Source organism: Lentzea atacamensis, assembly GCF_003269295.1.
Lineage (GTDB): Bacteria > Actinomycetota > Actinomycetes > Mycobacteriales > Pseudonocardiaceae > Lentzea > Lentzea atacamensis.
Window position 1 is genome coordinate 509892 of the sequence record NZ_QLTT01000001.1, and the last position, 12538, is coordinate 522429.

11 protein-coding genes are annotated in these 12538 nt (G+C 69.6%); 1 reads left to right on the forward strand and 10 read right to left on the reverse strand.

The window, feature by feature from the left end:
• Nucleotides 1-74 precede the first annotated feature (74 nt).
• From C8D87_RS48820 to C8D87_RS02665, 7 genes are all read right to left on the reverse strand, one after another.
• Nucleotides 75-1421, reverse strand: a complete 1347-nt coding sequence (locus C8D87_RS48820) for a LuxR C-terminal-related transcriptional regulator (protein WP_325049612.1) — start codon at nt 1419-1421, stop codon at nt 75-77.
• Nucleotides 1337-1705 (reverse strand): hypothetical protein, encoded by a 369-nt coding sequence (locus C8D87_RS46720; protein WP_215732139.1) that lies wholly within the window; start codon nt 1703-1705, stop codon nt 1337-1339. The genes C8D87_RS48820 and C8D87_RS46720 overlap by 85 nt, the downstream gene beginning before the upstream one ends.
• 87 nt (nt 1706-1792) lie before the next feature.
• Nucleotides 1793-3160 (reverse strand): cellulose binding domain-containing protein, encoded by a 1368-nt coding sequence (locus C8D87_RS02645; protein ID WP_215732140.1) that lies wholly within the window; start codon nt 3158-3160, stop codon nt 1793-1795.
• The gene (locus tag C8D87_RS02650; RefSeq protein WP_112225402.1) at nt 3145-4548 is read right to left on the reverse strand and encodes a beta-N-acetylhexosaminidase; all 1404 of its coding nucleotides are present in this window, start codon (nt 4546-4548) and stop codon (nt 3145-3147) included. The genes C8D87_RS02645 and C8D87_RS02650 overlap by 16 nt, the downstream gene beginning before the upstream one ends.
• Complete coding sequence (locus tag C8D87_RS02655) at nt 4545-5366, reverse strand: carbohydrate ABC transporter permease (protein WP_109636678.1); 822 nt, start codon at nt 5364-5366, stop codon at nt 4545-4547. Before C8D87_RS02655 ends, C8D87_RS02650 begins: the two co-directional genes overlap by 4 nt.
• The gene (locus C8D87_RS02660) at nt 5363-6307 is read right to left on the reverse strand and encodes a carbohydrate ABC transporter permease (RefSeq protein ID WP_112225403.1); all 945 of its coding nucleotides are present in this window, start codon (nt 6305-6307) and stop codon (nt 5363-5365) included. The genes C8D87_RS02655 and C8D87_RS02660 overlap by 4 nt, the downstream gene beginning before the upstream one ends.
• Nucleotides 6304-7539, reverse strand: a complete 1236-nt coding sequence (locus C8D87_RS02665) for an extracellular solute-binding protein (RefSeq protein ID WP_215732141.1) — start codon at nt 7537-7539, stop codon at nt 6304-6306. Before C8D87_RS02665 ends, C8D87_RS02660 begins: the two co-directional genes overlap by 4 nt.
• Nucleotides 7540-7718: 179 nt before the next feature.
• On the opposite strand from C8D87_RS02665, the gene C8D87_RS02670 reads away from it, so the two are divergent.
• Nucleotides 7719-8483, forward strand: coding sequence for a GntR family transcriptional regulator (locus C8D87_RS02670; RefSeq protein ID WP_112225404.1), 765 nt, complete (start codon nt 7719-7721; stop codon nt 8481-8483).
• 39 nt (nt 8484-8522) lie between these two features.
• Here C8D87_RS02670 and C8D87_RS02675 read toward each other — a convergent pair whose 3' ends face one another.
• From C8D87_RS02675 to C8D87_RS02685, 3 genes are read right to left on the reverse strand one after another with little or no spacing between them, the layout of a single operon-like run.
• Nucleotides 8523-9539, reverse strand: a complete 1017-nt coding sequence (locus tag C8D87_RS02675) for a hypothetical protein (RefSeq protein ID WP_146771604.1) — start codon at nt 9537-9539, stop codon at nt 8523-8525.
• A 43-nt stretch (nt 9540-9582) separates the two neighbouring features.
• Nucleotides 9583-10779 carry an SGNH/GDSL hydrolase family protein gene (locus C8D87_RS02680; RefSeq protein ID WP_112225406.1) on the reverse strand — a complete coding sequence of 399 codons (1197 nt, stop codon included), beginning with the start codon at nt 10777-10779 and terminating at the stop codon, nt 9583-9585.
• Between the two features lie 43 nt (nt 10780-10822).
• The gene (locus C8D87_RS02685; RefSeq protein ID WP_112225407.1) at nt 10823-12520 is read right to left on the reverse strand and encodes a cation:proton antiporter; all 1698 of its coding nucleotides are present in this window, start codon (nt 12518-12520) and stop codon (nt 10823-10825) included.
• Between the last annotated feature and the right edge of the window lie 18 nt (nt 12521-12538).

A 12538-nucleotide genomic window follows, 5' to 3' on the forward strand; every position in this document is an offset into this window, starting at 1 on the left:
TAGGCAGCGAGGACCACGTCCCGCCTCGCTCGTACTGACCAACCCGAACAGACGGCATCACCAGCATTGACCACTCAGGCCAGGTGGTGGTCGTGCGCGAACGCGCTCGCCGCCGTCCGCGAGGACACGCCGAGCTTCGTGAAGATGTTCTGCAGGTGCCGTGCCACGGTGTGCTCGCTCAGGAACAGCGTCGCGGCGATCTGGCGGTTGCTGCGGCCGGTTGCGACGAGGCGGAGCACCTCGATCTCCCGGTCGCTGAGGCCGTGCCGCGAACCCTTGTCCGGCGCGATGGACTCCACGTCCGGCCGTGCCCCGAGTGCGGTGAACGTCTCCAACGCCGCCTGCAGCTCCAGGGCGCATGAGTCGGCGTCGCCCAGCAGCGCGCACGCCCGTGCGATCAGAACACGGCTGCGCGCGGCGTCGTACGGTGCCTCGATCTGCTGCCAGGCGTGCCAGGCCCGGCGTGACGCGGTCAGCGCCGCCTCGGGGTCGTCCTGCGCCAACGCCAGCGCCCCGCGGGCCTGCCAGGACATCGCGGTGATGGCGTCGCTGTCCTGCCGCGCCGCGATCTCGCCGAGTTCGCGGCAGGCACCGGCGGCCGCGTCGAGGTCGCCCGCCGCCAGCACGATCTCGACGTGGGCGGGCAGCAGCGCGGCACGGGGCAGCCCGCGCGACGTCTCCGCCACCACCCTGCGGATCATCGCGGCCGCCGCCTCCCGCCTGCCCTGCGCCAGCCGGAGCAGGGCGTGACCGGGTTGTGGTTCCCTGCCCAGGGAACTGGCCCTGCGGTACGACTCCTCGGCGAGGGCGAAGTCTCCGCGCAGGCGACGCACCTCACCCTCGCGATAGGCGGTGTCCCCGCGCGCCAGCTGGTTGAGGGCACCGCGCGTCAGCTCCTCGCTCAGCTTGCCCAGTTCGACGAGTGCGTCGTCCCACGCACCGCCCAGCGTCATGACCTCCGCGCGGTGCACCAGGCAGACGCCCTTGTGGGCCACCATGTTCGGCTGACGCGCGCACCACCGCGTGAGCGCCGCGGTCCACTCCCGGACGCGGCGCAGCTGGTAGACCTCGCGGCAGAAGGAGATCGTGTTGCAGTACACGATCCCGGCGACGATCGGCGAGAGCTCTCCCGAGGTGACGGCGACCATCGTCTCGTCGATCAGCCGCAGGCCGTCGGGCGCGCGCCCGAGCCGGACGAGCGAGTGGCCGAGCTCCATCATGCCCAGCGCCACCAGGTCGTCGTCGCCGAAGCGCTCCCCGACCTCGACGATCTCGGCTGCCACGGCGCTCTGCGCTTCGAGCTCGCCGTTCATCAGGTGGTTCAGCATGTCCGCGATCAGCACGTAGCCGCGCTCGGCGACGTCGCCCTGTTCCCGTTCGAGCAACCGCCGCGCACGGGCGAACCAGCCCAGCGCGGGCACAGCTGCCCGCGGAACAGCCAGCTGTGCCCGATCCAGAACGCGCAGCGCAGCGCCCGCAGCGGCGCACCGGCCGCCAGGTGGGCCCGATGCGCCCGTTCCAGCGCGCTCACGTACTCGTCGTCGCGGCCGAGCATGTAGGCGGTCTGCGCGAACAGCTCCAGGTCCGCCGCGTCCAGGTCCGCCCGGGTGAACGCGGCGTGGGCGTCCCGCCAGTTCGCCTCGGCGAAGCACCGGCGCCCGTGTTCGAGGTCCGGTTCCACGACCACCTCCGACCGCGGCGCCATCGTGACACAGCTCGCCGGGTTCAGCCTGGTGAACCGCGTTGCCGTGAGTGGTTCGGCCGCTCTGGCGCCCGAACCACTCACAACCGGTCAGACGTTGTCGACGTGTTCCACGCCGGAGGCGCGGTAGTTCTGCACGGCGGTCCTCACCTGGGCCGGGCTCAGCACCCGATCCTTGGCGAAGTACACGTAGTCGACCTCCTGCTGGTAGGCCCGCTCGGTGCTGCTGCCCTGCAGCCCGCCCGAGATGAACCACAGGTTGAAGTTGATCGACATGGGCGTCTCCGGGTAGTACCTGTCACCGTGGTCGGCGACGAGCACTCCGTCGATGTAGTACTTCACCCGGCCGCCGCCGACCTGGAACACGAGGTCGTGCCAGCCCGCGTAGCTGATCCGCTGCTCGTTGTGGATGTTGTCGGCGACCCACGGGTCTGCCTGGTAGGTCTCCCACGTGGTCTCGAACATGATGTTGGCCGGTTCGCCCCAGCCGCCGTTGGGCAGGTACTCGAAGTCGATCTCGCCGTAGTTCGGGTCCATCGGCGCGTTCAGCGGGGTGATGGTGAAGAAGGTCTGCACGACGTGGTCGCCGTCCGGGCCGAACACCGGCGCGTCGCTGAACTTCACCCTGGCCGCGTAGGTGCCCTCGAAGAACTTGCGCTGGTGGTACATCTCGGTCTGCTTCGCGGCGGAACCGTTGTTCCACGAGTCGAGGCGCATGACCTTCGAGCCGTCGACGGTCGGGAACGTCACGCGCGACGGGTCCCACTCGGCGCCCGGCACGCCCGGTCCGCCGCCGCCCGACCGGACGGTCCAGCCGCGCTGGCCGATGCGGGAGTCGCTGGAGCTGGTGTAGCTGAAGTCGTCGAACAGGGCGGGGCCGTCGGGGTTCGGCGGGTTCGAGGTCGTGGTCGTCGTGGTGGGCGGGCTGCCGCCGGGCGGGGTGCCCCACAGCAGCGCGCTGCCGCGGTGGACCGTCACCTTGGACCACGGCGAGTAGGTGCTGTCGCCGCGGAACGAGTAGTCGTCGGACTGCGTGATCGGGCCCCAGTTGGTGCGCCAGAACCGCAGCTGCAGGTCACCGGAGTCGCTTCCGGGTGCCAGGGTTCCCGCGCCCGCGGTGAAGCCGACCTCCAGGTAGCGGTCGGCCGTGCCGCCGGTCAGGGTGCCGAACGTGCCGATGACGTTGCCACAGCCGCGAACCGCCCATGAGCAGGCGAAGCGGTAGCCGACGTCCGGGGTCTCGCCGCGGAAGTAGTAGCGGATCTTCACGTCCGGCAGCGGCACTGTCGTGGTGCCCGAGTTGACCAGTTTGAACCACGGTTCGGCCTGGTCGGTGGTCGCGCCCGTCGCGCTGGTCCGGTACTGGGCGGTGATCGCGTCGGCCGCGAAGGCGCTCGGCGCCACCGCCAGCGCGGCCGCCGTCAGGGCCGCGCAGGAAACGGCTATGAGTGCTCGCAAGGTTCTCTCCTCACTTCGGCAGGGATGGACAGTGCGGCGAGCCTTGATGCGTGGTGACGCATCCGCGTGGTGAAGCCCTCCCACTCCGGGCGCTGGGACCAGAGGGTGTCGGCCAGCGCGGCGAGACGGGGAAAGGCCAGGTACTCCAGGTGTTCTCGGGTGCGGACGTGCTCGGTCCACAGCTGGCACTGGGCGCCGAGCACACCGTCGGGCAACGGCACGTGGTAGACGTCGCGACTGGTCACGACGTGGCCGGGCTGACCGGGTGGTTCGCGCGGGTCGTTCGACTGCGGGTAGTCGAGGTAGGTGGAAGTGTGCGGGGCCATCACGACGGGTTGGCCGCGTTCCAGCGCTTTGGCCGCCTGGGTCTCGTCCTTCCACGGCATCACGACGGCGCGCGGATCACCCGTCGGTTCCCAGGCGGCCGGCGTGCGGCCGCAGTCCAGCACGTACTTGCCGGCCTGCCTGAGGAACGTGCCGTGGACGTTCCCCGGCAGCAGGCATTCGTCGCCGCCGAGGTGCACGTACTCGCCGGGGAACACCTCCAGGACCTCGGCCAGCACCTCGCGGACGAAGCCGAGCGCGTGCGGGCCGAACGCCGAATCGCTGATGCCCCAGCGGGTCCAGACCGGCAGCGGTTCCGGCGCGATGCCCAGGTCCGGGTAGGCAGCGAGCGCCGCGCGGGCGTGACCGGGCATCTCGATCTCCGGCATGATCCGGATGCCGCGTTCGGCCGCGTGCGCGACGAGGCCTTCCAGCTCGCCGCGGGTGTAGGCGCCGCCGTGCCGCACACCGTCGCCGTTGGTCTCCTCTCGCCAGCCGCCGACCGAGGTCAGCAGCGGGTGGCTCGGGATCGGCATGCGCCAGCCCTGGTCGTCGGTCAGGTGCAGGTGCAGGACGTTGAGCTTGTGCAGGGCCATCAGGTCGACGAACCTGCGCAGCACGTGGACCGGCTGGAAGTGCCTGGCGACGTCGAGCATGAACCCGCGCCACGGCAGCCTCGGCACATCACGGATGTCGATGCCGGGCACCGTCCAGTCCACATCGGACGCACGGCTTGTCCTCAGCGCTTCGACCGGCAGGAGCTGGCGGATCGTCTGGACGCCGTGGGCGAGGCCCGCCGCGGTGGCGGCGCGCAGCAGGACGCCGTGTTCGTTGACGGTCAGCGCGTAACCTTCCGCACCGAGCCCGACGAGCTTGGCGTCGAGCGCGATGACGACCTGGCCAACGCCTGCGATCGGCAGCGGAAGACCGGTGGCAGGCCTCAGAAGCGTTCGCAGCAGGCGGGCCGCCGGCTCGGCGCCCGGCGTGACGCGGACGGTGGTGGCGCGGTCGAAGGTGAAGCCCTTGCCGCGGCGCACGGCCCTAGCCGGGAGCGGCACGATCATCCCTTCACCGCCCCTCCGACGATGCCGGTGGTGACCCGGCCCTGCAGCACGACGAAGATCAGCAGGACCGGCAGCATGAACAGCGTCGAGGCGGCCATCGTGGCGCCCCAGTCGGTGCCGAAGGTGTTGTTGAACGAGGACAGCCAGACCGGCAGCGTGCGGTCGTCCTGGTCCTTGATGATCAGCACGTTGGCGAAGGCGAACTCGTTCCACGCGGTGATGAACCCGAACAGCGACGTCGCCAGCAGGCCGGGAGCCAGCAACGGAAACACCACCCGCCGGAACGCCTGCCCGCGCGAGCAGCCGTCGACCTGCGCGGCCTCCTCCAGGTCGACCGGGATGGCGGCGAGGAACCCGCGCAGCGTCACGACGGTGAACGGCAGCGTGATCATGAAGTAGACCAGCGTGAGCATCCAGAGCGTGTCGAGCATGCCGGTGTCCCTGGCGATCACGTAGATCGGGATGAGCAACGCCTCCCACGGCGTCATCTGCGCGATGAACACCATGAGCACGAACGCCCTGCGGCCCTTCCACTGCAGCCGCGCCACCGCGAACGCCGCCAGCAGGGCGACGACGAGCGCGAGCAACACGGCACCGCCCGCGACCAGCAGACTGTTGCGCCAGAACGAGAAGAAGCCCTTTGCCGCTATCGCCGTGCCGAAGTGCTCCAACGTGATCGAGGCCGGGAGGAACGTCGGGGTGGCGCCCTGGATGTCCTTGGTGGGCTTGAAGGCCGTCAGGACCATCCAGTAGACGGGGAACACCGAGATGACGAAGACGACGAGCGCCGCCGCGGTTCTGGAGATCCGGCCGATCATGCTTCTCGCTCCTGCCGGTAGAGCTGGCGGAAGTACGCCAGCAGCGCGAGCACGAGCAACACCACCATGAGCATCGACACGGCCGCGCCCAGGTCGTAGCGCTGCAACGACTGCGCGACCTGGAACGCGTACACCGGCAGCGTCGTCGTGGCCTGCCCGGGACCGCCCTGGCTGATCACCCAGATCTGCACGAACGCCTTGACGACCCAGATCACCTCCAGGCACGTGATCAGGCCGAACATGGCTTTGAGCATGGGAAACGTGATGGTGGAGAACACCCGCCACGCACCGGCGCCGTCGATCCGCGCGGCCTCGTACAGCTCCTGCGGCACGGTGATCATCGCCGCGTACAACGACAGCGCCGCGAACGGGATCGACTGCCAGACGATCAGCGTCACGAGGATGCCGAACGTCGCCTCGCCGTCCGCGAACCACGTGTAGCCGCGGTACTGCTCGAAGCCGAGCGCGGTGAGAGCCCAGTTCACGACGCCGAGCCGGGACTGGAAGAGCCACTGGAACACCGTGGTCGCCGCGATGATCGGCGTCGCCCAGGTGAGCACGAGCCCGCCCATCACCAGCAGCCTGAGCCACTTGTTCAGCCGCACGAGGAGCAACGCGACCAATGTGGACAGCACCATGATCAGCACGACGTTGATCGCGGTGAACCACAGCGTTCTTCTGACCACGCCCCAGAACTCGGGATCGGCGAGCACCCGCGCGTAGTTCGCGAGCCCGACGAACTCCGCGTCTCCGCGCACCAGCTGCGGCAGCCCGAACTCCTGCAGCGAGATGATCACGTTGCGGATCAGCGGGTACAGCAGCAGGTACGCGGTGGCGAGCAGCGTCGGCGCGATCAGCAGGTACGGCAGCACCACCCGCTTGCGGCGTCGCGGTCCGGCCGGTGCGGTGGCGCGCACCGGCCGTTCGGCCAGCAACGTCATTCGCCCGAGTTGAGCGCTTGGGTGATCACTTCGTCGGCCTTGGCGGCCGCTGTCCCCGGATCGGCGCCGGTGAGAACCGCGGTCTGGAACTCCTTGATCGGGTTGCGAGCCTCGACCGCCGCCCACTTCGGCGAGTTCGGGGTGGCGTGCCCGTTGGCCGCGCCAACAGCCATCGCCGCGGTGCCGGGATCGCCGCCGACCTCCTTGGCGAGCGACTTGCGGTTCGGCACGTAGTTCATCGCCTTGGCCAGTTCGACCTGCCAATTCTCGCCGGTCAGCGCCTTCACCACCTCGTAGGCGCCGTCCTGGCGTTTCGCGGCGAGCGGGATGATCAGGTCGGAGCCGCCGGTGAACACCGCACCGGGCTTGTCCGCGGTCTTGCCGGGAATCGGGAAGAACCCGATCTTGCCCTCGAGCTCCGGATTGGCCTTCGTGACGAGCTTGGCCGCACCGGGCACCGCGATGAACTGCGCGACCTCGCCACCCGCCACGACGTCGGTCTGCTGCGGCTTGGCCTCGTCGGAGTCCTTCGGTCCGTCGCCCAGCGCCTGCAGCCTCTTGTAGAAGTCCATGCCCGCCAACGCCTCCGGCGTGTTGAGCGTGCCCTTCCACGTGCCACCGTCCTGCTCGGCGAGATCGCCGCCCTCGTCCCAGATGAAGCCGGACAGCGCGTACCAGTTCTGGCCGGGCAGGTAGATGCCCTGCTGCTCGCCCTGGTCGAGCTTCGCGGTGGCGGCGAGCCACTCGTCGCGGGTCTTGGGCGGCGTGACCCCGGCGGCCTCGAACAGGTCCTTGCGGTAGATCACGACCCGGTTGGCCGCGTAGAACGGGATGCCGAACTGCTTGCCGTCCACCGCACCCGGTTCGGCCAGGCCCGGGATCCAGTCCTCGCCCTTGAGCTCGCTCTTCCTGCCGCTCAGGTCGGTGACGCCCTTGCTGGCCACGTACTGCGCCACCTGCGTGTTGCCGACCTCGATCACGTCGGGCGGATCGGTGCTGGCCAGCGCGCTGGTCACCTTCTGCGAGATGCCGTTCCACTCCTGAATCTGGATCTTCAGGTCGAGGTTCGCGTGCTCCCGCTCGAACTCGCTCTCGAACTTGCCCACGAACTCGTCGGTGGCCGTGTCCTTCATGAGCCACACGGTGATCTCCTGCTTCTCACCTCCTCCCGCTTCCGCACCGCAGGCCGACAACGTGAGCGCCAGGACGAGCAGGACGGCGGAGCGCGACACGACTCACCTCTCACCGGGATATGACCAATTGGTCAGGTCTGCTGGAGTGGTGTAGAAAGTGGCATAGACCACTTCTCAGGTCAAGCCCCAGGCTGGACGCGTGAGAGCGCTCTCGATCTTGCGCCAGGTGGTTACTTACCAGTGGTATGCGATACTGGCCGCCGACGAAGCGGAGAGGCATGGGCGAAGCGATCCTCAAACGCGAGCGGGTCCGCGACCACCTGCTCGAGCTCATCGAGACCCACCCGGCGGGAGCCCCGATCCCCGCCGAACGCGTGCTGTGCCAGCAGCTCTCGGTGTCCCGCCCCACCGTCCGCTCGGCCGTGGAGGAACTGGTCAACACGGGCCTGCTGGTCCGCCAGCACGGCCGCGGCACGTTCGTGGCGCGCGCCAAGATCACCCAGGAGATGGTGTCCGGCACCGGCTCCATGTCGCTGCCGCAGGCCGGCGGCACCTGGGAGTCGCGCGTGCTCGAACACGCCCGCATCCCGGCCGGTGCGCGCGTCGGGCGCCGGCTGCGCCTCTCCCCCGCCGCCGAGATCCACTACATCGCGCGGCTGCGGCTCGTGGACGGGGAGCCGATGGCGCTGGAGTACCTGCACGTGCCCGCTTTCGTCGCCCCGGGGTTGACGTTGCACGACATGGAGTCCGGGGACTTCTACGAACGGCTGCGTGAGCACGGGGTGCACGTTCTCGAGGCGGTGCAGTCGATCGAGCCCACGGTGACCAACGAGTCCGAGGCGGCTCTGCTCTCGGTGCCCGTGCTGGCGCCGGCGCTGCTGTTCGAGCGGCTGACGACGGATGCCGAGGGACGGCAGGTGGAGTACGTGCACTCGATCTACCGGGGTGACCGGTATCGGATCGTGTCGCGGCTGACGCTGGGAGACTCGCCGCGCAACACGGTTGACGTGCAGGCCAGGGTGGGCAACGACCCGTTGGCGTAACACCGGGTGGCCCCGCGGGGCCACCCGGCGGCACCCTGGTTACCGGTACGGCACCGCGAAGATGTGGCTCATGTCCGAGTCGTGCGTGGAAGTAGACCCGCGCGAGTCGGTCAGGTTCAGCGCGGTCCCCTGAATCCCGCCGGTCTCCCCACCCAGCCACTGCACCAGCACGTAGGCGTTGACCCGCGGAATGCACCCGTCCCCGGTGCGCACCTCGAAGTTCGGCTTGTGCAGCGGCACAACGATGTGGTGCACGTAGTAAGGCACATCAACGGTCGCGGAAGCAGTCGAGTCCTGGTGGCACACCGACCCGTCGGCCTTCCACTGGTTGACCAAGAGCGTGAACCGGGCCCGCGAGGACTTCGCCTTGTCGCACGAGCTGTTGGGATGGCAGACCATGTACTCGTTGTCCCCGAACACGCTCAGCCCCTTGACGCCCGGCGCCAGGTCGAACACGGGCAGCAACGGCTCACGGGCGTCGGGGTTCGACGTGTTCAGGTGGATCACGCCCTGCGAGGTGCTCTTCTGCAGAGCCTCGCCACGCGTGTCGTTCTCGACCGACGTGTTGGCGAACCGCATCGACCCGCCGGCCAGGTACACGGTCGAGTTCTCGTAGCCGAGAGACGCCGTCCGCAGGTACGCCGTGCAGGTGACGTCAGCGGCGACGCCCGGATGCACGAGGAAGCGGGTCGTCAGCGTGACGTCCTCCCACTCCGGTTGCGTGCCGCCCTTCTTGTAGACGTTCTGCCCCATCACCATGTTCTTGCTGCCGCCCGCCCACCTGCAGACGACCTCGTTGTCGAACAGCGTGCGGATCGTCGCCGAGTTCACCCGCATCACCGAGACGATGTAGGCGGTCTGCGTGCTGCTCATGCGCAGCGAGACCTGGCCGAGCTCGACGACGTTCTGGTCGGAGGAACCGTCGCGCGGAACACCGGGCCCCAGCACGCTCCTGGGCTCGAAGCCGACGCTCGTCGAGGCCGCGGCGGTGGGGACGTGCACGACGGCCACCAGCACGGTGGTCAGAACGGCCAGCAAGGACAGCGCTCTTCTCATGCCGTCCTGCCTAGCAGGCCGCTCTACACGTCCCCTACACGCCTCACAACCGGCGTAGATCGACCGCCTCCGCCATCGCCCGGTAGCCCGCGTCGTTGGGGTGCAGGTGGTCGCCGGAGTCGAACGAAGGCCGCAGGACCTCAGGGTCGGACGGGTCGCGCAGCGCCGAGTCGAAGTCCGCCACGCCGTCGAAGATGCCCGCGGTCCGGATGAACGAGTTGACCTCCAGACGGATCGACTCGCGCTCGGGCGTGTAGGTCCGCCACCCCTTCCACGGTGCGATCGTGCCGGCGACGACCCGGACACCAGCGGCGTGGCTTCGTTCCACCACCTGCCGCAAAGCCATGATCAGCTGGGCGGCGGGCACCGAGTTCTGGATGTCGTTGATGCCCTCCATCAGCACGATCGTGCGGACTCCCGCCCTGGTCAGGGCGTCGCGGTCGAGGCGGGCGAGGCCGTTGGGGCCTGCGGTGGCGCTGGTGCCCTGGCTGGCCAGCCGGTTGGCGCTGATGCCCGCGTTCAGCACGCCGGACCGCAGTGCCGCGGGACGCTTCATCAGCCGGTCGAACAGCTGGTCCGGCCAGCGCAGGTTGGCGCCCCGCGTCGACCAGGCGCCGTCGGTGATCGAGTCGCCGAACGCCACCACCGCGCCACGGGCCTGCGAGGAGCGCACCTCGACACCGCTGACGTAGTGGAACGAGGTCGTGGCCGCGGCGAAGGGCGTGCCGGTCCCGTCCGAGGCGTGATCGCCGGTGGCGAAGTAGTTCGAGCGGTAGGCCTGCGGGTGGTACGTCGCGGGACCGGACTCGGAAGGCGTGTAGACGGTGACGGCGAGGTCGGCGTCCGGCGGCACGGTCAGCGTGACGGCGTCGCTCACCACCTCCGCGCCCGGCGGGATCGTCACCGACGGCACGCCGCCGAACGTCACCTCGCGCATCGTGAGAGGCACGATGCCGGCGTCCCCCGTGGACAGCGCCACCGTCACGTGGCCCATCAGGACCGGCGCGGTGCCGAAGGCGTTCGACAGCCGCACACGCGCCGCCTCGCCGCCGATGCTCGTGTGGACGACGTTGCGGATCGTCTTGTTCGGATGACCTGTGTCGGTCCCGGCCTGGGCACTGGCGGGCGCCGCCTGCCACGAGCCGATCCACTCCGGCGCGTGCCGGGAGGCCTCCGAAGCCGACGAGCCACCGACAACGAGTGCGAGCACCAGGCTCGCCAAGCCGACTTTCGCGGACATGCCACCACCCTCTGGCCGTGGCGGCGGCGAAGATCACGGTAGCTCATGCGGTGAAGCGGGCGGCCTCGCCGTCGATGAAGATCTGGGCGCGTTCGAGGGTGTGCGAGCCGTAGGTGCCGCCCGCGCGGGCGTCCAGCAACGCGTTCTGCTGCGCGTCCATCATCAGGCGTTGCAGCTCGCGGCGCTGGTTCAGGTGGCTGTCCGGGTCCTGTTCGGTCAGCATCCTCTCGATGGCCTCTGCGGTCGCGCCGCTGCGTTCGCGTGCCTGTTCGAGCAGCTCCGGGTCGAACGGTTTGCCGTTCTCGCGGACGAGCGCCGGACTCTCCAGCAACGCGCGCGTGGCGGCGATCAGCTCACCTGCGAGCCGCGCGTACTCACGGCGTGAGTGCTCCTCGTCGTTGCCGCGGATGCCCAGCCGGCGGATCACCAGCGGCAGCGAGCCGCCCTGCACGACCAGGGTGACGATCGCGACGGTGAACGCGATCAGGATCAGCTCGGCGCGGTGCGGCACGTCGGTCGGCAGCGACTGGGCGGCCGCCAGCGTGACGACACCGCGCATGCCCGACCAGGCGAGCACCACGCCGCCGCGCCAGCCGAGGCCTTCGCTGGCGTAGAAGTTGACGTCGGCCTGACGCCGTTGGAGGGCACGGGTGGCGCGGTCGAAGCGTTCCTCGCCGCCGGGGCGCGGGCCGCGCGCGGTGAAGCGGTCGACCAGCGTCTCGATCTTGCCGGTGAGGCGGTCCGCGCGGCGTTGCTGGTGGCGCAGCAGGGCGATCAGCGGGATCACGAACGCCACGCGCAGCACGACCAGCGCGGCGGTGGCCAGCAGGCCGGCGACGAGTGCCCTGGCCAGGCCGTCGTCCACGGCGCCGACGACCGAGGTCAGCTCGAAGCCCATCAGCAGGAAGACGCCGTTCTCCAGCAGCAGCTGGATCGTGCGCCAGTTGGTGCGCTCGGAGATGCGGTCGTGCGCGGTGAACCGCTTCGCGCTCTGGTGGCCGGTGATCAGGCCCGCCGTGACGACCGCGATCACACCGGACGCGTGCACCTCCTCCGCCGGGATGAACGCGAGGAACGGCACCACGAACGAGATCGCGGTCGTCAGCACCGGCTGCCCCTGGATGCGCGACCGCACCCACACGGACACCACCCCGACGAATGCCCCGATCACGATGCCCAACGAGACGGCGCGCGCGAAGTCGCCGAGCGCGCTGCCGAACGAGACGGTGGCGGTGATCGCGACGATGGCGGTGCGCAGCAGCACGAGCGCCGTGGCGTCGTTGACCAGCCCCTCACCTTCGAGGATGGTGACGAGCCGCGGCGGCAACCCGAGCCGCTTGCCGATCGAGGTGGCCGCGACCGCGTCCGGCGGGCTGATCACCGCGCCGAGCGCGAACGCGGTCGCGAACCCGATGTCCGGCAACAGCCACCAGATCAGCAGCCCTGTCCCGAACGCCGACCCCACCACCAGCAGCACCGACAGCGCCCCGATGGCCTTGAAGTCGCGCCTGAAGTCCACGACCGGCACGTTCACCGCCGCCGAGTACAGGATCGGCGGCAGCACGAGCCCGAGAATCCACTCCGGCTCCACGAAGACGTGCGGCGCGCCGGGCAGCTGACTGCACCCCATGCCGACGATCACGAGCAGCACGGGCGCCGCCACGCCCAGCTTCGGAGCGGCCCACGACACCGCCACGATGATCAGCACGGCCGCGACGGCGAGCAACGCCAGTTCCTGCATGACGTGCAGTTTGTCGGA

Bases quoted from the DNA above. Each gene is read 5' to 3' on its own strand.
- C8D87_RS46720 (WP_215732139.1), bottom strand. From the start codon at position 1,705: ATGGCGCCGCGGTCGGAGGTGGTCGTGGAACCGGACCTCGAACACGGG.
- C8D87_RS02650 (WP_112225402.1), bottom strand. From the start codon at position 4,548: ATGATCGTGCCGCTCCCGGCTAGGGCCGTGCGCCGCGGCAAGGGCTTC.
- C8D87_RS02655 (WP_109636678.1), bottom strand. From the start codon at position 5,366: ATGATCGGCCGGATCTCCAGAACCGCGGCGGCGCTCGTCGTCTTCGTC.
- C8D87_RS02660 (WP_112225403.1), bottom strand. From the start codon at position 6,307: ATGACGTTGCTGGCCGAACGGCCGGTGCGCGCCACCGCACCGGCCGGA.
- C8D87_RS02670 (WP_112225404.1), top strand. From the start codon at position 7,719: ATGGGCGAAGCGATCCTCAAACGCGAGCGGGTCCGCGACCACCTGCTC.
- C8D87_RS02675 (WP_146771604.1), bottom strand. From the start codon at position 9,539: ATGAGAAGAGCGCTGTCCTTGCTGGCCGTTCTGACCACCGTGCTGGTG.
- C8D87_RS02680 (WP_112225406.1), bottom strand. From the start codon at position 10,779: ATGTCCGCGAAAGTCGGCTTGGCGAGCCTGGTGCTCGCACTCGTTGTC.
- C8D87_RS02685 (WP_112225407.1), bottom strand. From the start codon at position 12,520: ATGCAGGAACTGGCGTTGCTCGCCGTCGCGGCCGTGCTGATCATCGTG.